The 23380-nt window shown below is 65.3% G+C and carries 16 protein-coding genes and 2 pseudogenes; 8 read left to right on the plus strand and 10 right to left on the minus strand.

What is annotated here, in order from left to right; translation table 11 throughout:
* Positions 1–54: 54 nt before the first annotated feature.
* The 4 genes from RMQ73_RS07355 to RMQ73_RS07370 are packed head-to-tail and all read right to left on the minus strand — an operon-like array spanning position 55 to position 9278.
* Positions 55–4164 (minus strand): multiheme c-type cytochrome, encoded by a 4110-nt coding sequence (locus tag RMQ73_RS07355; RefSeq protein WP_310497442.1) that lies wholly within the window; start codon positions 4162–4164, stop codon positions 55–57.
* Positions 4164–6017 (minus strand): hypothetical protein, encoded by a 1854-nt coding sequence (locus tag RMQ73_RS07360; RefSeq protein ID WP_310497443.1) that lies wholly within the window; start codon positions 6015–6017, stop codon positions 4164–4166. The genes RMQ73_RS07355 and RMQ73_RS07360 overlap by 1 nt, the downstream gene beginning before the upstream one ends.
* Positions 5998–7938, minus strand: a complete 1941-nt coding sequence (locus tag RMQ73_RS07365) for a heme-binding protein (protein WP_310497444.1) — start codon at positions 7936–7938, stop codon at positions 5998–6000. Before RMQ73_RS07365 ends, RMQ73_RS07360 begins: the two co-directional genes overlap by 20 nt.
* Positions 7935–9278, minus strand: a complete 1344-nt coding sequence (locus RMQ73_RS07370) for a multiheme c-type cytochrome (protein ID WP_310497445.1) — start codon at positions 9276–9278, stop codon at positions 7935–7937. The genes RMQ73_RS07365 and RMQ73_RS07370 overlap by 4 nt, the downstream gene beginning before the upstream one ends.
* A gap of 357 nt (positions 9279–9635) precedes the next feature.
* Here RMQ73_RS07370 and RMQ73_RS07375 point away from each other — a divergent pair, with 357 nt between their 5' ends.
* The 5 genes from RMQ73_RS07375 to RMQ73_RS07395 all read left to right on the plus strand — a co-directional run bounded on the left by RMQ73_RS07375 (position 9636) and on the right by RMQ73_RS07395 (position 13796).
* Complete coding sequence (locus RMQ73_RS07375) at positions 9636–10406, plus strand: helix-turn-helix transcriptional regulator (RefSeq protein ID WP_310497446.1); 771 nt, start codon at positions 9636–9638, stop codon at positions 10404–10406.
* Between the two features lie 46 nt (positions 10407–10452).
* Positions 10453–11049, plus strand: a complete 597-nt coding sequence (locus RMQ73_RS07380) for an outer membrane lipoprotein carrier protein LolA (protein WP_310497447.1) — start codon at positions 10453–10455, stop codon at positions 11047–11049.
* Positions 11050–11431: 382 nt separating this feature from the next.
* The gene (locus tag RMQ73_RS07385) at positions 11432–12220 is read left to right on the plus strand and encodes an exodeoxyribonuclease III (protein WP_310497448.1); all 789 of its coding nucleotides are present in this window, start codon (positions 11432–11434) and stop codon (positions 12218–12220) included.
* Positions 12217–13293 (plus strand): GTP cyclohydrolase II, encoded by a 1077-nt coding sequence (gene ribA, locus RMQ73_RS07390; protein WP_310497449.1) that lies wholly within the window; start codon positions 12217–12219, stop codon positions 13291–13293. The genes RMQ73_RS07385 and ribA overlap by 4 nt, the downstream gene beginning before the upstream one ends.
* Complete coding sequence (locus tag RMQ73_RS07395) at positions 13293–13796, plus strand: L,D-transpeptidase family protein (protein WP_310497463.1); 504 nt, start codon at positions 13293–13295, stop codon at positions 13794–13796. Before ribA ends, RMQ73_RS07395 begins: the two co-directional genes overlap by 1 nt.
* A 15-nt stretch (positions 13797–13811) precedes the next feature.
* On the opposite strand, the gene RMQ73_RS07400 is transcribed toward RMQ73_RS07395, so the two are convergent.
* Complete coding sequence (locus RMQ73_RS07400; RefSeq protein WP_310497450.1) at positions 13812–15332, minus strand: peptidase S10; 1521 nt, start codon at positions 15330–15332, stop codon at positions 13812–13814.
* 62 nt (positions 15333–15394) lie between these two features.
* Positions 15395–17626, minus strand: a complete 2232-nt coding sequence (locus tag RMQ73_RS07405) for a VacB/RNase II family 3'-5' exoribonuclease (RefSeq protein WP_310497451.1) — start codon at positions 17624–17626, stop codon at positions 15395–15397.
* 78 nt (positions 17627–17704) lie between these two features.
* On the opposite strand from RMQ73_RS07405, the gene RMQ73_RS07410 reads away from it, so the two are divergent.
* The 3 genes and pseudogenes from RMQ73_RS07410 to RMQ73_RS14260 form a co-directional block, all read left to right on the plus strand.
* Entirely contained in the window at positions 17705–19522 is a 1818-nt protein-coding gene (locus RMQ73_RS07410) for an ABC transporter ATP-binding protein/permease (RefSeq protein ID WP_310497452.1), read from the plus strand.
* 342 nt (positions 19523–19864) lie between these two features.
* Positions 19865–20212: pseudogene (locus tag RMQ73_RS14255) on the plus strand (trypsin-like serine protease); the annotation flags it as partial.
* 483 nt (positions 20213–20695) lie between these two features.
* Positions 20696–20791: pseudogene (locus tag RMQ73_RS14260) on the plus strand (PEPxxWA-CTERM sorting domain-containing protein); the annotation flags it as partial.
* A 93-nt stretch (positions 20792–20884) separates the two neighbouring features.
* Here the strand turns inward: RMQ73_RS14260 and RMQ73_RS07420 are convergent.
* The 4 genes from RMQ73_RS07420 to RMQ73_RS07435 all read right to left on the minus strand — a co-directional run.
* Complete coding sequence (locus tag RMQ73_RS07420; RefSeq protein WP_310497454.1) at positions 20885–21439, minus strand: fasciclin domain-containing protein; 555 nt, start codon at positions 21437–21439, stop codon at positions 20885–20887.
* A gap of 108 nt (positions 21440–21547) precedes the next feature.
* Positions 21548–22276 carry an anti-sigma factor domain-containing protein gene (locus tag RMQ73_RS07425; RefSeq protein ID WP_310497455.1) on the minus strand — a complete coding sequence of 243 codons (729 nt, stop codon included), beginning with the start codon at positions 22274–22276 and terminating at the stop codon, positions 21548–21550.
* Positions 22273–22845, minus strand: a complete 573-nt coding sequence (locus RMQ73_RS07430; RefSeq protein WP_310497456.1) for a sigma-70 family RNA polymerase sigma factor — start codon at positions 22843–22845, stop codon at positions 22273–22275. The genes RMQ73_RS07425 and RMQ73_RS07430 overlap by 4 nt, the downstream gene beginning before the upstream one ends.
* Positions 22842–23380 (minus strand): ATP-binding cassette domain-containing protein (locus tag RMQ73_RS07435; RefSeq protein WP_310497458.1); only part of this gene is annotated, 539 nt, incomplete at its 5' end. The genes RMQ73_RS07430 and RMQ73_RS07435, both read right to left, overlap by 4 nt.

Here is a 23380-nt window from a genome sequence, read left to right on the forward strand (position 1 = left end):
CGTGTCGTCGGCGCGGGTGCGGGGCGCAATGCGGGCCAGTGACGCGGGCAGGCGTCAGCGACGCGGCGACCAGTCCGCCATGCTGGCAGTGTCGCTCACCTCATAAGGCTGGCCGTTCTCGCCGATGAACAATCGCTGCGTTTCGGCGCGCGTGAACGGCCTTGAACCCAGCCGGCCCATGACGGCAATCTGATGGCCGGTTTCATCCACTGCGCGGTCGCGGTCGAGGCCCTTGGCAATCGCCAGCGCCGGCTGCTTCGTGCGGGCAAAGGCAATCAATTCGGGCACCGGGCGCGGCGAGAAGCCATAGAAATTGGGCTGACTGGCGGGGCTGGTGAGTTGCAGCACCTTCAGGCCGTTCCGCCCATCGGCGACATAGGCGAACAGGCTGGCGTTGGTGGTGGCCACCACAACGTCTTGCGCGTCGTTCAATGCGCCGCCAGCGGTGAAGCGCTGCACGGCGCCTGGGCGGGCGGGGTTCTTCACATCGACGATGACCAGTCCCTCGGCGCCGGCGGCGACATAGGCATAGGTGCGCGCGACATACAGCCGCCGCGCGTCCTGCATCGGCACCAGCGCGCCGGGAACCGGCACCGGCACCTCCAGCCGACTGGCATCGAGCACTTCAAGCCCTCGTGCCGTCGTCACCCACAGATAGCGCAATTGCAGCGCGGTGGCGCGCGGATCGTCCATTGGCACCACTGCCGACAGGCGGGGGTCCAGCGGATTGTTCAGATCGACCACCACCACGGCGCGCGGCGTGGTCACAAAGGCGATATGGCCGCCCAGCACGATATGGCGGGCGCCGGTCAGGACGCCGTCCGGGTTCCACGCTGTCTTGCCGCCATTCAGCACCGCGCGCCGCAGAAAGTTGTTGCGCGGCTCGCCGTCGCTCAACGTGTCGATGTTGGTCAGGATCAGGCCCTCGTCGGCGTCCGTGATCACCGCATAACGGTAGATCTCGTGCATTTTCTGTTCCTGGTTGTACCCCGCCAGCGGGTCGGCAAGCGGTTCGCCTTTCGCCCGCGCCGTCTGCTCGGCGATCATCTTGTCGTTACGGCCCATTGCAATCGGCTGGGTGGTGGCAATCGCCATGCAAGTAGCGTTGCGGCTGCGGATACGCGTGTCATGGCCCAGCGGCGAAAACGGCGCAGCAACGATCTTTTCCGACACGCCTCTGTTCGACAGATTGGCGATGTCGTGCACCGCAAAGCCGGCGCGCCCCTGCGCGACAAACAGATATTCGCCGCGATTCTGCAAACAGCGTGCCGCGCCGCCGACCGACTGGTGGACATTGCGGAATTCCTCGGTGGGGTCGGTTTCGCCCGACGCCTTTTTGTCGAAAATCCTGCCGCGCACCCAGTTCAGCAATTCGCGCCCGTTCCGCTCGACATGCTGGCGCCAATAGTCGGGCCAGGCATAGCGGTGCAGATAGCTGCCGAGCACCGCCTGCGGTTCGCCGAATTCGGTGACGCGCACTGCCTCGACGCCGCCGTCCAGCCCGACGAAAGCATGCATGCCCAGGAAATTGACGAAATTGGTGCCCTGCAAGGTTAGCTGCGCCAGAATGGCATTGTTGTCCTGCGTCTTGGCGGCATGGCAATCGGTGCAGGTCTTGGTTTCCTCCTTGCGTTCGGTGTGTGCGTAATGCGGTGCAAACGCCTGTGACGAAAACCCCGAGGCGGCAATGGGCGGCTGCTGCACATAGATGCGCTCGCGGTTGATGTTGGTGCTGGTCAGGATCAGCGCCGATGATGACCGCACCGGGGCGATGATATTGCCCTTGCTGGTCTGGTGGCGGCCAAGCTGGAACATGTCGTCGCGCGCCACCTGCGGGTTGTATGTCGCAAAATTGCGGGTTTCCTGGTCTTCGTATTTGTTTGTGCTGGTTTTCCAGTTCGCTTCGATCGGCAGATGGCAGCCGCCACAACTTGTGGTCCAGCTGGTGTGGCAGGCGAAGCACGCCATGTTGTCGTCGCCGTGCGCGCGATTTTCCGGCGCCACCCCCGCCCCGAACGCCATCGACGGCCCGCGCCCCATCAACTTGGCCCGCGCCGCCTTGGCATTGAAATCAGGATGACCCAGCGTGACGCTGTTTTTCACCAGGCTCATGTGCCATTCGAGTTTCGGATTGCTCGCGGAACGCTGGAGCAGCACGCGCTGGCCGTTTTCCTCCACCCATTCAAACCGCCGCCGGCCATCAGGGTTGCGGATCAGCGACAGGTCCTTGCCGGCAGGCGACGCCGCCAGATTGGATGTGCGCAGCGTCGGCAGCGCGTCGGCGGTGCCATGGCAATCCTTGCAGCCGATCTCGACGGCATTGGCGACCTCGCCGTGGATCATGCCATTGCCATGGCCGTCCTGCGCGAAATGGCAATCTCCGCATTGCATGCCGACCTCGGCATGGATGCTCATCATGTGCACTGCCTTGCCGGGCTGGCCGGGGCCGGGGGTGGCGGCGGGTTCGACGAACTGGGCGTTGCCGGTCTTGCGCCATTTTTCCGGGTCGTCATTACCGATGATATGCGCGGTGTCGGTGCCCCAGGTCGCCATGTTGCCGCCGGCATCGAGCAGATTGCCCATCCGGTCGCGCTTGAACACAGCACGAAAATTCCAGCCATGGCCGTGGTAATCGGCGAATTGCGTGTCCTTCATCAACGGGTTGCGGTCATTCACCGTGCTCAGGAAATCCGTGTTGCGCCACAGGCCGCGCGCAGCGGCTGCTTCGGGATTGCGCTCGTTCGTCTCGCGCACCTGCGCGGCTGTGGGATAGAATTGCTGCTTGTAGGTGCGCTGATAGTCGGCCTCCGACATGCCCTCGGGGCGGGGCAGGGTGTTTTCCGGGCCGGGCCACATGCGCGGCGCATCGGATTCATAATCCCACATCGTGGTGCCGTAATAGGTGTTCAGGAACATGTTGGGCTGATGCATGTGGCAGTTCATGCACAGCGACGATGGCATGGCGCGGGTGAATTCATGGCGGATCGGGTGGCCGCTTTCGGCCTTGGAAATGGTGGGGTCCACGGTCTGGCTCTGTCCGTCGCGCCCCGCGCTGGCATAGATCGACGAATGCCGCGGTTCCCGGTCATTGGCATAGACGATGTGGCACGACCCGCAGCCCGAGGTGCGATAGTCGCCGGGCTGGTCATTGGTGCCCAAGAACCAGGTGAACGGGTCATTCAGCCGCGTCTTGTGGATGTTGATGACCGGCACGGCAATGCGCAGCCCGGTGCCGGGGCCGCGATTGGACTGGCGAATGTCGGGGCGGCCCGGTTCCTCCAGCCGCTGGATGGCGCCAAGGCTGCCGGGCAGGCCGATTTCGGGAAATATCGGATTGATGTTGCGGCCGCCGCGTTCGAACACCCGGAAGATATCGCCGGGCGGGATGACCTGCCACGCCGGCAGCGGCGCCAGGAACGGCAGCGCGCCGCGTGCCTTTTCGGCGTCCGACAGCACGCCGAAACCGCGCCCCTGTGTGCCGGGCGCAAAGATCATCGCGGGCTTGGACGCCGCGCCATGGTCATCGTGCAGCAGTGCGCCATGACCGGGCGCGGCGGCGGGGCGGGCATAGGCCTCCCCCAGCACATAGTTTTTGTAGGGTAATATGCCGTTGTTATAACTGGCGCCGCCAAACAGCATGGCGCCCGTTGCCATCAAAGACCGTTCGGCCGCCTCGATCGTCTCAAGATGGCAAGCCCCGCAGGCATCGCGCGTCACGCGGTAATCGGACGGATTGACGAACCGGACAAACTCCGGCGCCTCGCGGTTGAGTAGCGTATAGCTGCGCTTGGGATTGGCGGACGACGGATAATGCCAGGCGATGGGGTAGCGCGGCAGCACATGCGCCTGTTCCATCAGCCGGCCATAGGCGCCGTCACTGCGCGCCAGAGCGGCGGGGGCCAGCACGCCCGCGTCGCCGCCATGGCAATCAGTGCAGCCCAGCACCACCGATCTGGGCTTGTGCATCGTCCACTCGTCGGTGGCGCTGTGGCAGGTGAGGCAGCCGGCGCTTTTGGCGTCGGCCTCGCTTTGCGTCTGCGATTTCGGCGCGGGCGCGGCATGGACGCGGGTATAATCACGCGCCACCGGCTTTTCGCCTTCCGACGCGATGGCGGACACGCCGGCGACGGCGGCAAGGATGAGAAGGACTGCGCGGCGCATCATCAATAGGCCAGCACGGCGTTGAACAGCACCGAATAATAGCGGCTGGCGCGCGGCGCGTTGGCGAAAAGGTCGCGGAAGCCCGCGCCCGGTAGCAACACGGCGCCCGACAGGCGGAACACCAGATTCTGGTTGAAATGCGGGCGATATGTCGCCGCCGCCGACAGATCGAAGCCGATATCGGACGGGACGCTGCCTTCGCTGCGCAGCGCCTCCAGCACGGCGGTGTGCGCAAACCACAGATGATTGGCGCTGGCTGACAATCGCAGTTCGGGTAGCAGATCGAGATCGGCGCCGACCCCGAGCAAGACCGTGCCGGGATTGCTGAAATTGCTCTGGCCCTGGTCCTTCGAGGACCGCAAATCGTTCAAAATGCCGTTGCGGCTGTTGACGGTGATGGCCCGCCCGCCGCCGGCAAAGGGAATGGCCTGGCGGATCCAGTAGCTGGTGTCGGCGCCGGCAAATTGCGGGTTTTCGAACACGGCGGCATAGCCCCGGTCAGTGTCGTCAAAAGGGTTGGAATCGCCCGACGCATAGAGCACTGATCCGCGAAACCGTACCCAGCCCCGGTCATAGCTCGGCTCGGCAGCGAGGAAGAAACTGCGGATTTTCGCGCGCCGGTCGGTGAAGATATTGCCGCTGTTGGTGCCCAGCGCATAGCTGCCGGAGACCGTCAGGTTGAGCCGGCCGATGCGGCCATCGGCATTGTAGGACAGGTAGGCGACATCATAATTGCGGCCGCGCAAGCTGCCGAGCAGCGCCGGGCGCACCGGAAAGCCGTTGGTGTCGATCTGCACGTCGTTCTTCTCGCGGTTGCGATTATACAGCACCGAGACTTGTGACGTCAGGCCGGGCACCGGGAAATCCTGCCGATACAGGTTGGCGACCAGCACCAGATCCTTGCGCGGGCTGCGCAGCACGGCATTCAGGCCGGAATTGCTGTCCTTCTCCAGCCGCCAGAACGCCGCCAGATTATACTGGAAGCGGTTGTTGTCGCGGTTGCCGAACAGCCGGATGCCAAGCTGGTTGTCCTGAAACAGGAAACCGCGAAAATCGCTCGAAAATGGCTGGATGCCGACACGGACGGAATCGAAATCATAGCGGTCCGATGTGTTGCGCAGATGATAGTCGAGGAACAGTTCCTGCACGCCGACAAAGGCATCGGAACGGAATGACCGACGCGAACTTTCGACGCTCAGCACGCGCCTTTCCGACACATCGACATGGTTGAAATTGAACGCAATTGCCGCGCGCAGCTCATACTCCGGCGGCTTGAAGGCGGTTGAACCCTTGGTCAACGCCGCGCCCAGGATAAACGTCTGCGCGAACACCGTGGAATGCGGCCGGCCAAAGACATCGTTGCTGCCGGGCCGCTCGGTGGTCTGCACACCCACGGGGGTCGGAAAGCTGCGCGGTTCCGCCACCGTGTCGGAAATTGCCGTCAATTGCAGGAACAGATCGTCGGTGCCGCACAAGGGGCGATCACCCTTCAACGTGTTCTGGTTATAGGGGTCTTTCCAGTTGGATTTGACCAGGCCCAGCGTTTCGACCAGCCGCCAGCGGTCGGGCACCGGCAGATGGTCGGTGGGAAAATCACCTGACACGGGCGGCGACACGGCACCGGCATTGGCCTGCACCACCGGGTCCCATGTCGTCTTTCCGAAGCCGGGCGTGCGCCGCCCTGCGATGGGCGCCAGCGCCGGGTCTTGCGGTGGCGGCGTATCGGCGGCGGGCAGCGCGCCTTTTGGCGATTCCAGTTTTGCGTAGCAATCGAACCACCGCGAAAACGGCCCGGCCTGCGCCGGTGCGGCGCCAAGCAGCAACAGGCCGGCCAGACTAAAGCCCCTGGCAGACATTATTCTGGGCCGTGTCGAGGAAGGGCGCGAATGGGCAGCCGACAAACCGCAGCCGGGCATCGCGGCCATTTGCCAGCCGCACCAGCACCTGATCGGACCGGATGGCAGCTGGCGGCAGCCCGATGCCGCCCACTCGCAACCCGGCATTGTAAAGGCCCAAAAAGCTGATCATGTCGTCCTGGTCGATGCCGTCGCCCGACACGCCGATGGCGCCGACCATGACATTGCCGCGATAGATCGGCACCGCGCCGGGGAATATCTGCAAGCCGTTGGCCAGCCGGTTGCTGCCGCCGGGAACCGCCGGCAGGAACGTGCAGACTTGGGGGTCGCCGCCGCCCAGCACCTGCACCAGATTCTGGACAATCAGCGCCGATTGCAGGCCCGTGGAAAACGGCGACCATCCGCTGATGGGGCGCGACAAGCCCCCCGGCGGCTGCGCCACCTCGCCATCGGGAAAATATGGCCGGGCGATATTGCCGATGGCACGGCCCGTCATGGCCACGCGCCCCGACAGCACATCGGCGCTGCCGAAAAACGCATTGGTGCGGGCCGCGAAATCGCGAACATTCGAGTCGGCCCCGCCCGCGGCAGTGACCGTCCCGCCCAGATCGGCGCCAGCGCGCCCGCCCGAGAAAAACGCCGCAGATCGCGCCTTTTGCAGTGACACATCGATGCCGAAAATCGGCGCATCGGGGGAACGCACGATGCCCAGCGCCGCGCCGCGTGTATCGACAACGGCAATCGACACCTGCGCGCGACTGTCCAGCGGCTGGCGAATCTGGGCGCGGGCGCGGGCCATGACGGCAAAGGCTTCATCCAGTATGGCGCGCACTTCGGCGGCGCTGAGCGGGCCTGCGACATCACCGGCATCGCTGGCGCCGCGCACCGGATAACGCGGCGTGCCGGCACCGTCGGACAGCACATAGGCGTCGGGGTGGCTGAATTCGGCGGCAGTCGCTGGCCGCACGCCGCTCGCCTCGCTGCCATAAACGGCGCCGGGCAGCACCGTGCCACCGAAAAAGCCGGGAACCGCCACCATGGTGCCGGCGACGGACGCCAGCGCCGGCGGGTTGGCCGGGTTGCTGCGCAGCGCTGCTGCTGCCGCATCGGAAAAGCGCAGCAATGTGCCATCGACGCTGACGCGCTCCGCCCGAATGGCGGCGGGCGCGTCATTGCCGGCAGCGCCCGCCAGAGCGATGAATTCCTCGGCATCGGCATCGACATCGACCACTTCGGGGTCAAAGCCGTAATCGCCATCGGCCATCACGCCGACCCCGCCGACAACCACGCCGTTCTTATAAAGCGGAAAGCCGCCCGGATCGGCAGCCAGCCCCAGCGGCGAGCGTTTCGGACCGATCATCGCAGCGCCTATGCCCAGCCGGCTGACCAGATCGGAACAGGGCAGTTGCGAAAATTGCACACCTGACAATGGCCCGGATTCCAGCCCGACGGCATTTGCCGATGGCGGAAAATGCTGCTGCACGATCATCGAGGCGGTGCGCGTGGAAAAGGCGTTGCCGCCCGACGACAGATAGGCGCCAGTGATGGCCTTGGCGATGGCGCCCAGTTCGGCCGGGAAAGTCACGCCCTGCGCATCGAGGTTGCCCGCTGCACCGGCGCGAGTCATGGCCGTCGCCCGCGCGCCGGCCATGCGATACACCGCCAGCACATTGCCGACCCGGTCCACCACGGCGATGACGGCGGGCAGGCCGCGCGCACCGGCTTCGGCGGCGGCGCGTGCAATGATGGTCTCGACATCGACGGTGCTCAGCGATTCAGCAGCGGGCCGTGCAAATACGCTGATGGGCGGGCCAGTGGGTGGATTGACGCCATCATCGGCTGGCGGCGCGATGTTGTCGCCGCCGCAGCCGGCCAGCAAAAGCGCGGTGACGAGAACCAGCGGCCTCCCCAGTCGCTTCATTGCAGCGCTCTTATGCGCGCCGCGATGCGGGCCAGCGCGGCGCGCAGCGGTTCCGGCCGCCAGCTATTGGCGTCGCGCGCCTGAGCATAGGCGCGGTCGAACTCGGGGCGCAGTGCCAGCGCTGCATCGCGGTCCACCGCCCGGCTGGCGACCATGGCCGACAACAGGGTATCCGCCGCCATCACCGCCTGGGCGCCGCCCTGATAGTCGGTATAGACGCCGGCACTCCCGACCAGCACGGCATCGATCATGGCAAAGCCCTGCGTGCGGCTGAATGCTGCTTGTTCCAATGTGACCGCCAGATCGGCGGCGGCGGCGCGCATCACGGCAGCAGCCTTGATGGCGCCGGCCCGGTCGCCGCCATTGGCGGTATGGAATGCCCGCGCCGCAGCGTCGAAACGCTTGCCCTGCGCCGGTGCGGCCACCTTTGCTGCCGCCGACAGCATCAGCATGTTTTCATCATTCCACACCGGCTGGCCGGGCGGGATCGGCCGCGCCGCATTGATGCGCGCCGTCAGGGCGACTGCGGGATCGTCGCTGAAGCTGCGGTGGCACGACCGGCAATCGAAAAAACCGAACTCCGGAAAGCTGCCGCCAGCGCGCACCGGCCAGACCGCCAGCGCCCGCTCCACCGCCATCGCCTGCCCGACCGCCCAGACCTTGATGCCGCCGGCAACGCCCTTGCGCGCCGCATAATCGGCATCCTCGTCATGGTGCGATTGCAGGGCTGTGAACAAGTCCAGCTCGAAGGTCAGGCGCGGATGGCCGGCGGCCATGACCCGGTGCGGCACGAACTGGCCGGGGCGGCTGGACCCCCAATGGCAGTCAAGGCATACCCCCGCCCGTACCGATGGTCGGTCGATCGCCGTCATGCCGCGCGCGACATTTTGTGCGTGTGTGGCGCCAACGGCGGCATGGCTGGCCAGCCAGCGCGTCGCCCCGCCGTGGCAGGCCTCGCAGCCGACACCATCGGATTGCTGCCAGCCCGGACCCTTGGCCGGTTCACGCGCAATCGCCGGATCGCCGTGGCACAGGATGCATTCGGCGCTGGCCTGCACATTTGCGATGCCCAGCCGCCGCCCGATCGCCTGTCCGCGCGGCTGCGCCAGCACCGACCAGGCGCGGCTGTGGGCGCCGGTCAGGCTGGCCGGGTCCTGCCAGGTCAGCACTTCATTCTGGCGGACGCGCGGGCCGGTGGCTTCCTGCCGGCCATGGCAGGTCGAACTGGCACAACTGGCAACGCCTTCGTGCTGACGGGTATCAGCTGGTGCGGAGCCGATGAGCAGCACGGCACAGGGCGCGAGCAAGGCAAGACGCAGCAACCGTGCCGCAGCCTGCATAAGGCCGCCTGCCGTGCGCCCCCCTGTCTGATTCGCACCTCGCCCTGGCATCCCGGCTCCCGACTACGCCTGCCCACTGTGTCAAACTAGCAGCCCCGTCACCTTATGCAAGAAGCGTTGACACGCGGCCGTCTTGAAATCTCAAGGATATTTAAGGAAATTCAGATAGTTGGCTCTGCACGCGAGCGCCGCCACCGCCGCCGCCGTCCTGCGGCCGCCCCGTACCTGTGCCGTACCCGTGCTGGCCTTGCCGGCTGGCATCGCTGTGACTAATGTGAGGGTCATGTGATGCGGCGACAAGACCGTGCACTCTCGCCGTCCATCAGAGACAGCGTTGCTTTGGGAAAAGGGTTTGCCATGGATCTCGCCGCTTGTCTGGCTGCTGTATCAGTGCGCAGCATGGCCGATGTTCACCGCGCCGCAGAGGCGCTGCGTGATATTGCACTCAGCTGGTGCGACCTGCACGTCGTTGCCGTCGACAATATCGCTTCCAAACATCCGATGGTCGATGCCGATGGCACGGTGCTCGCCGCCGATGTGTTCGGCTGGACCGGCGATAGCGAGCATTGGTGGAAGGACTCGCGCCTCGCTTTGTCCTCGCCACTGCCGCGCGCCTGCCGGTACGAATCCGAGGTATTCTGGGTCAACGCTCAGGGCTTCAACACCCGCCAGCCCAACCCCTATCTCGACGAGCTCAACCTCGACAATTTCGAAAAGCGCGCACTGACCCGCGTCGCCATCGTCGTGCCGGTGCATTTGCCATTCGGCCAGATCGGCGCTGTCTGCTTCCTGTCGCGCGACCCTGAGCGCACCGAGCTGTCGGCAGAATATGAAGCGCACGCCGATTTGCTGGCGCTGCTCTCGCACCGCTTCATTGCCGGCTATGCCAAGGCGCACCGCACGCGGCGCTGGCTGCCCGTCGATTGCCAGTTGACCAAGCGCGAGGTGGAATGCCTTCGCTGGGCCTCGATCGGCAAGACCGACAAGGAAATCAGCATGATCCTGGCGCGCAGCCACGCCACGGTGCGTTTCCACATCCAGAATGCCGGCGAAAAACTCGACGCCGTCAACCGTAGCCAGACTATCTTCAAGGCGGCACAATTGGGTTATCTGGGCGCCGCTGCCTGAGGCCTGTTCATCCGCCGCTCAAGCGCAACGTGTCAGGCCAACGGTCATGAAAGTCCTGTTCCTTGCCTTGCTGCTGACGGCCGCGCCGGCTGCTGCTGCCCGTGATGCCGCAACGCTTGATGATGTCGCGGCGTCGCTCAGGGCGATGACCAGCCTGTCGGCCGATTTCACGCAGGTCGGCGCCGATGGACGGGTGTTGACAGGCAAATTCTACCTCGCCCGGCCCGGCAAGGTGCGGTTCCAGTATGACAAGGCCAAGCTGTTGATCGTTGCCAATGGCCGACTGCTCAGCTTTGTCGATTACGAGGTCAACCAGGTATCGCAATGGCCGGTGCGCAAGACGCCGCTGCAAATCCTGCTGTCGGCCGAGCCGAATCTGGCGCCGGTGGCACGGATCGTAGCAGAAACGCCCGCCGGCGTGCTGGTCGAGGCGCGCGACCCGAAGCGGCCCGAGTTCGGCACATTGTCGATCAGTTTTGCCCGCGAAGCCGGTGCGCCAGCCGGATTGGCGCTGGTCGGCTGGACCACCCGCGATGCCCAGGGCGGGCAAAGCGAGGTGCGGTTGTCGGGCCAGCGATACAATGCCGACCTGTCGCGGATCAGTTTTGGTTTTCGCGATCCACGCATCAACATCAGCCATTGATTGCGGCGAACACGCAATATTGTTGCGCGAAACCTGCCAATTCGACGCGGGGTCAATCAGCATTGGCCCAATTGACAATTCTTTTTTGTCGCCGAACGTGGTTCATGAATTTCGTTCATGAAGGGTCAATGTCACCCGGCCCATAACGAACCCGCGGTTGGTTGCCGCCTTCGGATTTGCCCCCTGTTGTCCGATGGCTGCGAAATTGACCTGCCGCTGCGTGACGAGCGCATAAAGGGCCCCCGCTCCATGCCCCCGGAGCGGGGGCCTAATTATGTCGCCCCCGGAGCGGGGTCTGATTGTGTGCAGCGCACCCACTTCGACCAGTGCTGGCGCGATTGCGGGGTGACGCCCCGGCGACCTTCGCCTACATCGATTTCCCATGTCTCTGACCATCGCCACCTGGAACATCAACTCGGTGCGGTTCCGCATCGACATTGTCGAGCGGCTGCTCATGCATCACGCGCCCGATGTACTGTGCCTGCAGGAAACCAAGGTGATGGATGATGCCTTTCCGCACGCGATCTTTGCGGATCACGGTTATCATTACAGCGTTATCAACGGTCAGCGGATGCATCACGGTGTCGCCACCTTGTCGAAAATCCCGCTGATCGAGGACAATCGTCACGACTGGCAGGACAATGGCGAGGCCCGGCATGTCGGCGCCCGCCTGCCCAACGGTCTGCGCATCGAGAATGTCTATGTGCCAGCCGGCGGCGACACGCCCGACGCGACCGTGAACCCCAAATTCGGCCAGAAACTGGCCTTTGTCGAACGCATGACCCGCTGGTCGGAATCCTTATCCGACGACACGGTGATCGTCGGTGATTTCAACATCGCGCCGCTGGAATGCGATGTCTGGAACCACAAGGCGCTGCTGGATGTCGTCAGCCACACGCCGGTCGAGGTCGCGGCGCTGGCGGCGTTGCAGCAAAGCCATGACTGGGTGGACCTGGGCCGGCATTTCGTGCCGCCGCCCGAGCGCCTGTTCACCTGGTGGAGCTATCGCGCGGCCGACTGGCGGCTGTCGGACCGGGGGCGCCGGCTCGATCATATCTGGGCCAGCCCGGCCGCCGCCCGCGCCGCAACCGCGTTCGAAGTGCTGGAGGACGCCCGCGACTGGGGAAAGCCATCGGATCATGTACCGCAGATCGCGACGTTCGACTTGTGAGCATCGCGCCGGCCTTTCTGGCTGAGGCAGCCAGTGACGCGCTGCGGCGAGGGCGCGTGGTCGGTATCGGCACGCTGGCCATATTGTCTGCCGAACTCGCCGACGCAGAATCGCTGGCGGCGCTTGAATCGGGCGGCACGCGCGCCGGCATGATCATCACCGCCCGCCGGGCCGCCGTGCTGAGCCTGGCCAACCAGCGCGCCGCCGCGGTGGGCGATGCGGAGCCGGTGTGGGTGGAACGCCCCGACTGGCTGGACATGGCCGGCAGCCGGGGCATTGCCGACCCGGTGCTCGATCTGGCGACGCCCTTCAAGGGGCCGTTTCGCAGCCGCGCGCTGGGCGAGGATGCCGCGTCCGCCCGCGCCGCCATCGCGCTGGCCAAGCATGGCGCGTTGTTGCCGGCGCTGTATGCGGCGGCGATTGCCGGCCCCGACCCGGTGCTGACCGTGCCGGCCGAAACAGTGATGCTACTGCCGCCGGCCATGGCGCGCGTGAAGATTTCCAGCCGGGCGCGGCTGCCGCTGGCGGCGGCGGAAAACACCGAGGTTGTCGCCTTTCGCCCCGATGACGGCGGGCCCGAACATCTGGCGTTGGTCATCGGCGATCCGCGCCGTGACCAGCCGGTGCTGGCGCGGCTGCATTCCGCGTGCTTGACCGGCGATGTGCTGGCCAGCCTGAAATGCGATTGCGGGCCGCAGCTTCACGCCGCCATTGCCGCCATCGCGGCCAATCCCGGCGGCGGTATCCTGTTGTATTTGCAACAGGAAGGGCGCGGCATCGGCCTGCTCAACAAGCTGCGGGCCTATGCGTTGCAGGATCAGGGCTTTGATACCGTCGATGCCAATACGCGGCTGGGCTTTGAGCCGGACGAGCGCGATTTCACGCTGGCGGCGGCCATGCTGAAGGCGCTCGGAGTCGGCGATGTCACGCTGATGACCAACAATCCATTGAAGGTGGACGGGCTGGCGGCACATGGCCTGACCGTGACGCGCGTGGCGCATCACATGCCGCCCAACCCCCATAATGCCGCCTATCTTGGCACCAAGCGCGACCGCCAGGGCCATATGCCGTGATCGTCGTCGCCAATCCCGCAGCCGGCACCGTCTCCGCCTTTGGTGAAACTGTCCCGGCCAGCTTTGGCAAGGGCGGTTGGTGTGCAGCGGCAGACAAGCGCGAAGGCGATGGCAAGTCGCCGCTCGGCCTGTGGCCGATCCGTGCCGCGCTGCTGCGGCCGGACCGAGTGGCAGCGCCGGCGACAGCGCTGCCGTGGCGCTGGCTGCGGGCCACAGATGGCTGGAGCGACGGCGTGGCCGACCCGGCCTACAACCGCCCGGTGCGACTGCCGCACGCGCACAGCGCCGAAAGCCTGTGGCGCGGCGACGGCGCCTATGATGTTATCCTGGTGCTAGGCCACAACGACAGCCCGCCGGTCAGCCCGTTGGGCAGCGCCATATTCTGGCATTGCCGCCAACCCGACGCCCGGCCAACCGAAGGCTGTGTCGCGGTGGACTGCGACGTGCTGCTGCGCTGGCTCGGTCGGCTGGCGCCCGGCGACGCGGTGGCCATCGCCGGCTGACGCACCCTTCGCCCGCTAGCGCGCCATCGCGTCGTACCACGCCGCCATGTCGGCACGCAGCCGCGCCAGCGCCGCCTGCGACAGATAGATCATATGGCCGCTTTCATAATATTTGAACGCGATATTGGCGCGCAGTTCGGGCGGCAGCAGCATGTGATCGACATCGAATTCGGCGCCATAAAACGGCGTCGCCATGTCGTAATAACCGTTCAGGAACAACACCTTCATATGCGGGTTGAGCCGCATGGTCTGGGCCAGGTCGATGGCGGTGTTGGGCGTTGTCTGCACCCCTATGCCCTGCGGCCGGTGCCGCCAATCCCAGTCAAAGCCCGGCCCGCGCGCCGACAAGGCATAGGGCAGGTCAGTGCGATACCCCAAGGTGCGCGCCGCATGGTCCTGGAACGCCGCGAAATAAGCACCGGTGATGACCGCGCCGGCGGGATCTTCCTCGGGCGAATCGGCATTGGCATCGGCGGCACGGATCTTGTAGCGCGTGTCGAGCCGGCCGATGGTGACACCCTGGTCGCGCAGCAGCTCGGTCTGGAAATGCGCCAGCGATATGCGCAGATTGGCACGGCGGATGAATGGCACCGAAAGGCCCGTGTAAGCCGCCAGCTGCTGCGCGGTGCTGTCGGCCTCCGCTTCGCTGATCGCCGACCCCTTGGCCAGCGCCGAGGCATATGGCCCGGCAACAAAGGCCCGCACGTCCTTCAGGAACGCCTCTAGGCTGGCCGGGCGATTGGCCAGCCGATTGTGATACCAGGCCGTCGCGGCAAAACCGGGCAGCAGCACCTGCGAATTCTGGTCATAGCCGCTCTGGCGCACGCCGTAATTCATGATGGTGGACAGCAGCACGACCCCATTCAGGCTCAGCCCACGATTTTCCAGCAGCGCCGCCACCGCGCCGGACCGCAGCGTGCCATAGCTTTCGCCGAGCAGGACTTTCGGGCTCTGCCAGCGGTTGTTCCTTGCGACATAGCGCATGATGCCGCGCGCAAAGGCATCGGCGTCCTGATCGACGCCGTTGAAATCCTTGCCGGTCTTGTCACCCAAAGGCCGTGACCAGCCGGCCCCGACAGCATCGATGAACACCAGATCGGTCTTGTCGATCAGCGTCCAGGGGTTCGGCCCGGCGGCATAGGGCGCCGGCGGCGGCGCCTCGGGGTTGTCGGTGACGACGCGCACCGGGGCAAAGCTGCCCATGTGCAGCCAGATCGTCGCCGATCCCGGCCCGCCATTGTAGAAGAAAGTCACCGGGCGGTTCGCGCCGGGCGCCACATAGGCCGTGTAGAACATCGAAGCTGTGGGCTTGCCGGCGTCGTCGCGGATGGTCAGCGTGCCCGCCGTGGCGGTGTAGGCCATGGCCTTGCCGGCAACGGTGACGCTGCCCTTGGAAACGGCGGCCTGTTCCTCCACCGGCGCCTTTGCTGCGGCGGCTTCGGCTTCGGCCACCATGGCGTCCTTGAGGCCGGGTTTCTTGTCTTGCGCTTGCGCAGGCAGCGCAAGCAGCATGAGGCCAGCCAGAATGGTGCGCATGTGTCCCCCGAATATGTCCCTGCTGCCGTGATGGCACGGCCCCCTGCCTGCTGGCAACTGCCTCAGCGCCGGCCCCGCCTGATGCCCGGCGGAATGCGCGATTGCCCCGCTCGCTTGCCAGTGCGCACCCTGTCCTTGCGGCGATGATCTCCGGGCGGCGGCGCCTCGCCTTCCTCCCATGGGATCTCGAACCGCAGCGCACCAGTAATCGGATTGGCTTCGGCAAGCCTCAGGTCCAGCCGTTGCCCGACCGTATAACGGGTGCCCGTCTCGATGCCTTCCAGCACACGCGAATCCTCGTCGAACAGGAACCGCTCGGCGCCCAGTGTGCTGACCGGCACCAACCCGTCGCCGCCCAGGCCCACCACCTGCGCAAAGAACCCGAACTTGGCAACGCCGGTGATGCGCGTCGGCATGATTTCGCCAACCTTCTCCGAAAGATAGGCTGCGACATAACGGTCAGTCGTATCGCGTTCCGCCTCCATGGCGCGGCGTTCGGTCATGCTGATATGGTCGGCTGTGCGCGGCAGGCCCTTGGCTTCCTCGGGGTGCAGGCCACCTTCGCCCAGCCGCCATGCCTCCACCAGCGACCGGTGCACGACCAGATCGGCATAGCGGCGGATGGGCGATGTGAAATGCGCGTAGCTGCCCAGTGACAGCCCGAAATGCCCCATATTGGCCGCACTGTAATAGGCTTGGGTCTGCGTGCGCAGCACCTGCTCCATCACCTGTTCCGCATAGCTTTCGCCCTTCACCCGCTCAAGGATGCGATTGAAATTGGCGGGTTTCATCACTTGCCCCATGGCGAAATTCTGGCCCAGCGATTCCAGATAATCGCGTAGCGCGACGATCTTCTCACGGCTCGGCACCTCATGGTCGCGGTAGATGCACGGCGCCTTTTTGGCCTCCAGCGCCTTGGCTGCTGCAACATTGGCGGCGATCATGAAATCCTCGATCAGCCGGTGCGCGGCCAGTTGCTCGCGCAGCGAAATGCCGGCGATGCGCCCGGCCTCGTCCAGCACGACGCGGCGTTCCGGCAAATTGAGCGCCAGCGGCTCGCGGTGGTCGCGTGCGCGTGCCAACGCGCCCCATGTCTCCCATAGCGGCGCCAGCACGCCCAGCCATTCACCGGACTGTTCATTGAACGTGCGCTGTGCCTCCTCATAGGCGATATTGGTGACGCAGCGGATGACGGCGCGGGTGAAATGCTGGCGCGTCACCTTGCCGTGCGGGTCGATTTCGAGATGGCAGGCCAGCACGGCGCGGTCCTCGCCCTCCACCAATGAGCAGACATGCGCCGACAGGATTTCGGGCAGCATCGGCACGACGCGGTCGGGGAAATACACGCTGTTGCCGCGCCCGCGCGCCGACCGGTCGAGCGCGGATCCGGGGCGGACATAAAAGCTGACATCGGCAATGGCGACAATGGCGCGAAAATGGCCTTCCTTGTCCGGGTCCGGCCCGGCCCAGACGGCATCGTCATGGTCGCGCGCGTCGGCCGGGTCGATGGTCAGGAACGGCAGGGCGCGCAAATCCTCGCGGGCGCCCAGCGGCTGGCGGGCGATGCGCTCCGCTTCCTCAAGGGTCGCGTCATCAAAGCGGTGCGGGATACCCTTGGCGTGGATGGCGATCAGCGAAAACGATCGCGGCGCAAACGGGTCGCCAAGCACTTCGACCACGCGGGCAAACAGGCGCGGCGCCCGCCCCGATGGCTCGGCCAGCACCAGGTCGCCTACCTTGGCCTCGCCGGCGTCGCTGACGGAAAAATCGGCGCGGGCCTTCTTGTCCACCGGCACGAGCCGCAAGCCGCCGGCATCGCGCCGCAAGATGCCCAGCACGAACTCCTCGGTCTTGGCCAGCGCCTTCATCGGAAACGCCAGCAGGCCGCCGCCCTGTTCCTCGATACGCGCCAACAGCCGGTCGCCAAGGCCATGCGCGCTGCGCCGCCGCGTCTCGATCACCCGCACGCGCGGCGGCGGGCCGGCCTGGTCCCAGCGGTCGGGCACGGCAATCACGCCGCTGCCGTCGATATCGACGATGCGCAGCGCGGTCACCTTGGGCAGGCCGCCACCTTTATGCAGGTTGCGGCCCGGCCCGGATTCCAGCTCGCCGGCGTCCATCATCTCTTTCAACAGTGATTTCAGCGCAATCTTGTCCTGCGCCGACAGGCCGAACGCCTTGGCGATCTCGCGCTTGCCCACCGATTGCTGCTGCGAGGCGATGAAATCGAGAATGGCCTGGCGGCTGGGCAGGCCGGGGGCAGGGCGAGAGGCGGAGCGGGGCGGTCTGGGCATCGCGCCACCATGGTCGCAGCCGGCTCTTCGTGCAACGCCGGCATTGCACCGCGCTGCCGCTGCCCCCAATAAGGCCCCATGCGACCCACGACATCATTGCCGCCAGCCGGAGAGGCGAGCTTCGCCACGCTGCGGCGCTTCCTGCCCTATCTCTGGCCCGCCCATGCACCGGGGCTGCGGCTGCGCGTCGTCGTCGCGCTGGTGCTTGTGCTGATCGCCAAAAGCACCAATCTCGTGATGCCCTTTGCCTACAAGGGCGCCATCGATGCCATGCAGAACCGGATCGGCGAGGGCGCGGCGCTGGCGATGGGGCTGGTCGGTGCCTATGCGCTGGCGCGGTTTGGCGGCGTGTTGTTCGACAATGTCCGCAACGCGATTTTCGAAAGCGTCGGACAGGATGCGGCGCGGCGGCTGAGCCTGGATGTCTTCAGCCACATCCACCGCCTGTCGCTGCGCTTCCACCTCGAAAAGCGCACTGGCGGGCTGACGCGCATGATCGAGCGCGGCACCAAGAGCGTCGATACGATGCTGTATTTCCTGCTGTTCAACATCTTCCCGACCCTGTTCGAGCTGACGGCGGTGTGCGTCATCTTCTGGATCAAGCTGGGCCCCTGGATGGTGGCGGCGACGCTGGTGATGGTGGCGGCCTATATCACCTACACATGGCGCATCACCGACTGGCGGGCAAAGCTGCGCCGCGAGATGGTCGAAAGCGATCAACGTGCAACGGCGCGGGCGGTCGATTCGTTGCTTAATTATGAAACCGTCAAATATTTCAACGCCGAAGCCCATGAAAACGCCAATTACGGCAAGGCGATCAAACGCTACACCGATGCCGCTACCATCAACGAACGGTCGCTGTCGTGGCTGAACATCGGCCAGTCGCTGATCACCAACATCATGATGGCCGGCGCCATGGCCTATACGGTCTGGGGCTGGTCCAAAGGCATGTTCTCGGTCGGCGATGTCGTGCTGGTCAACACGCTGCTGGCCCAGTTGTTCCGGCCATTGGACATGCTTGGCATGGTCTACCGGGAGATCAAGCAGGGCCTGATCGACATGGAGGCGATGTTCACGCTGATCGATACCGAGGCGGAAATCCAGGATGCACCGGGCGCGCAGCCATTGGCGCTCAAGGGTGGCCATGTGCGTTTTGGCGCCGTCGATTTTGCCTATGAACCGCGCCGCCAGATCCTGCACGGTGTCAGCTTCGACGTGCCGCCGGGGCGCAAATTGGCCATCGTCGGCCATAGCGGCGCCGGCAAATCGACCATCAGCCGCATCCTGTACCGGTTCTACGATATCATGGGCGGCAGCGTCAGCATCGACGGCCAGGATATCCGCGACATCACGCAGGACAGCCTGCGCCGCGCCATCGGCATCGTGCCGCAGGACACCGTGCTGTTCAACGACACCATCCGCTACAATATCGCTTATGGACGCCCCGGCGCGAGCGAGGCCGAAATCGAGTCGGCGGCGCGCGGCGCAGCCATTCATGACTTCATCCTCAGCCTGCCCGATGGCTATGCAACGCAGGTCGGCGAGCGCGGCCTGAAACTGTCGGGCGGCGAAAAACAGCGTGTTGCCATTGCGCGCACCATCCTGAAAAACCCGGCGATCCTGATTCTGGACGAGGCGACCAGCGCGCTGGATTCCGCAACCGAAGCCGATATTCAGTCCGCTTTGGCGGATGTGGCGCAAAGTCGCACCACGTTGATCATCGCACACCGGCTGTCCACCATCACCGATGCCGATGAAATCCTTGTACTTTCAGCCGGCCGCATCATCGAGCGGGGCCGCCACGAGGCTTTGCTTGCGGCTGGCGGCGACTATGCCGCCATGTGGATGTTGCAACAGGCCGAGGAAGAACAACCCGAATTGGTGGTTAACGGCTGAATGCACAATGAATTTTGCACTTGAGTGGCCGTCATTGTTCCGATACGCATTTTGCATCGAATTGATTTATCGGGGGCCTGTTAAATGAAGTTTGCATATTCGGCACTGGTTGGTGCTGTCATATTGTCGTCCGCTGCCGTTCAGGCCGCGCCTTCACTGTCTTATGAATCGTCCAACATGGCCGGTCCTGCGCGCAACGTCGCCAGCGGCTCGAACAAGGGCATGAGCTGGTCGGCGTGGAACAACCTGATCGCCATGACCTCGACCGGCACTATCGCTTCCGGTGGCAACCCGGCGTTTCTGGCGCCGCGCGCGCAGTACAACGGCGTTGTCTCGCTGATCATGACCTACAGTGGCGGCTCGTTCATCTGCTCCGGCACGCTGCTGCCCGACCGCGTCTCGATCGTTACTGCGGCGCACTGCGTTAGCGACGGCGCCGGCACGGCTGGTCCGATCCTGACCCGCGCCTTCTTCAGCAACAGCCCCGACCTCGATGCCATCAACCACATCGACCCGGCCTCGTCGGTCCGCGTCGCCAATCGCATCCTCGTCAACCCCGGCTATTCCGGTGAAGTCATCGATGAAAACGATCTTGCCATCATCCGCCTGGTGAATGCCGCGCCGGATTGGGCCAAGAGCTATGACATCGATTTCGCAGGCGGCCTCGATGGCCAGCAGTTCAACGTGGCCGGTTACGGCGGCCGTTCGACCATCGGCGGCAGCTTCGGCGTGAACGCCGGCACCGGCCGCATCCGCCAGGGCGACAACACATTCGACTATGCCTGGGGCAACAGCGAATTCGCCGGTTTCTTCACCGACCTCGACGCCAATGGCAGAGGTTTCTTCGGTTTTGCGGATTATTCGCGCAGCATCGTGTCCGACTTCGACAGCGGCCTCGCAGCCAATGACATGTCGTGCAACATCGCCGCTGCCGTGGGCGCCACGCCCGGCTTCGCTTGCAACACCGGCGTCGGCGCTCGTGAAGTCGGCGTTGCCGGCGGCGATTCGGGCGGCCCGCAGTTCATCAATGGCAAGATCGTCTCGGTCACCTCCTATGGCCTGAGCTTCGGCACCGGCTTTGGCGATTGCCGTGCCGGGCTGAACAGCAGCTGCGGTGAATACAGCGGTTATGTGCCGCTTTCGATCCACGAAGATTTCGTTAACTTCGCTGTCGGCGTGCCTGAACCGGCCAGCTGGGCGATGTTGATCGCCGGCTTCGGCATGGTTGGCGCCGCAATGCGCCGCCGTAAGGCCGTCCTCGCCGCCTGATCTTCGGCAAGACCCATGAAAAAGGCCCGGTGGAGTGATCCACCGGGCCTTTCTCTTTTCAGGGGCGCGGCGCATGCGGCAGCGCCACGGTATTTACGGCAGCACAACCGTATCGACGACATGGATGACGCCGTTCGATTGCAGCACATCGGCCTGGGTGACATGGCTCATGCCGCCCTTGGCGTCGGTCAGCATCACCAGCTTGCCCATCATGCTGGCCGTCAGCTTGCCGCCCTGCACCGTGGTCAGCACGGCCTTGCCGCCGCCGGCCTTGATGGCGGCCACGACGTCAGCCGCCGTAAAGCGGCCAGCCACGACATGATAGGTCAGCACGGCGGTCAGCGTGCCCTTGTTCTCCGGCTTGAGCAGCGTGTCCACCGTACCGGCCGGCAGCTTGGCAAAGGCGGCGTTGGTCGGGGCGAACACCGTGAACGGCCCCGCGCTCTTGAGCGTGGCGACAAGCCCGGCGGCCTTTACTGCGGCCACCAAAGTGGTGTGATCGGCAGAATTGACGGCGTTATCGACGATATCCTTGGTCGGATACATCGCGGCGCCGCCGACCATCACCGTTTCGGCCATCACCGGGGCCGCAACCAGCCCGGATGCAGCCATGGCAAACAGGGCCGCACGAATTGCAATTTTCGACATTTGAACGCTCCATGATACGCGCCGGGCATGTTGGCCGGCACGTCATCTACGCAAGCGGCCCCGGCTGCGTTGCCCATGTCGGCGCCGCGTGCGTTCGTGTCGCAGGCGTCAAGCGGCGCTCAGCACACCCGTGGCAATGACCGGCCCGGTTGGTGCGCCAGTGGTGGATCCGCCCAGCGGCTCGATCGAAATTGCCAGCACCGAACCCGGCTTCAGACCCGCCAGTCGCCCGGCCGGGATGGCATGGCTGCCGTCTGCGCGGTCGATGACCCCCAGCGAACGCGGCGGCTGCTTGCCCTCGATGACCCATAGCTCGGGCACCTTGTCACCCGTCGCCGTCGGCGCCGCAACCGGCGCAAAACTGACGGCACCGCGCGCCGGGTCATAGGACGCAGCAATCAGCGGCGTGCCGTCGCTGGCACTGAGCGTCGCCACCAGCCGTTCGCCTGCCGCCACAGGTGCGGGCGCCGACAGCGGCGTCGTCACGACCGCCACAGCCAGCGCCGCCGCTACCGGGCCACCGATGGCCAAACCACGCCACAGCGATAGATTCTGCCACCAACCCCCGTTGACTGCCGTTGGCCGCGCCGGCGCAATCTCGGCGGCGATGGCGTCCCACACACCCGGCGGCGGCGCCAGCGGCGGTGTCAGTTCATCCAGTGGCGCCAGCGCAGCCTGCCAGCCCGCCACCAGCGCCCGAAACGCCGGGTCCGACCGCAGCCGCATCTCGGCACTGCGGCGCTCGGCACGATCGAGCGTGCCCAGCGCATAGTCCAGCGCCATTTGCTGGTCGCTCGTCATGCCATCGTCATCGGGTATCGTGTCGGGCGTTGTCATGCCGCTGCCTCCAGCGCATGGCGCATCTTGACCAGGCCGCGCCGCACCCAGCTTTTCAGCGTGCCGACCGGCACATTTTCGCGCAGCGCCAAAGTCTCATAGGTCAGCCCATCGAAATAACAGGCGCGGATGGCATCGGCGTGGCGCGGATCGAGCAGACCCAGCGCGCTCTGCACCCGCGCCGCATCCTGCTGGTTTGAAACCAGAGTATCGGCGCCGGGCCGCGTATCGGCCACCTCCGCCGCCTCGGCCAGCGGCGCAGACGGCCGGCTACCGCGCGCGCGCAACCGGTCGATGGCGCGGTTGCGTGCAATCGTTGCCGTCCAGGTGATGGGGCTGGCGCGTGCGGGGTCGAACTCCGCCGCCTTGCGCCACACCGTTACATACACTTCCTGCAACACATCCTCAGCCTCGCCGCGTTCAGGCAATATACGGGCAATGACGCCAAATAGTTTTGCGCTGGTCAAATCATAGAATTGGCGAAACGCCGCAGCATCGCCGTCCGCCGACCGCGCCAGCAGCGCAGCCAGCGCCGCGCCGCCGGGTGTGCGGGCGCTGCCGACGCTCATGCCGGCTTGACCGGGGCACTCACCGGAACACTGATGGGGCCAATTGCCGAGCCATGGATGAACTGCTCGACAAAGGGATTGCCGCTGGCATCGATGGCGCTTTTTGCGCCCGTCCAGATGATCTTCCCCTGATGCAGCATCGCCACCCTGTCAGCTATCTTGCGCACGCTCGCCATGTCGTGCGTGATCGTCAAGGCGGTAATTTTCAGGTCCGTCACCAAAGTGCGAATAAGGCCGTTGATGACATCGGCCATGATCGGGTCCAGCCCCGTCGTCGGCTCGTCGAAAAAGATGATCTCCGGGCGGGCCGCGATCGCCCGCGCCAGCGCCACGCGTTTCTGCATGCCGCCCGAAAGCGCGGCTGGCCGCAGGTCGGCGACATCGCTGCCCAAGCCGACACGCGCCAGATTGTCGATGGCGGCGGCCCGGCGCGCTGCGGCGGAACCATCCAGTGCAAAGCTGACATTGCGCCATATGGGGAGCGAATCGAACAATGCGCCGCCCTGGAACAACATGCCGAACCGCGCCTGGTGGC

Origin of the sequence: Sandarakinorhabdus sp., from assembly GCF_031430775.1 — a bacterium.
In the GTDB taxonomy this organism is placed as follows: domain Bacteria; phylum Pseudomonadota; class Alphaproteobacteria; order Sphingomonadales; family Sphingomonadaceae; genus Sandarakinorhabdus.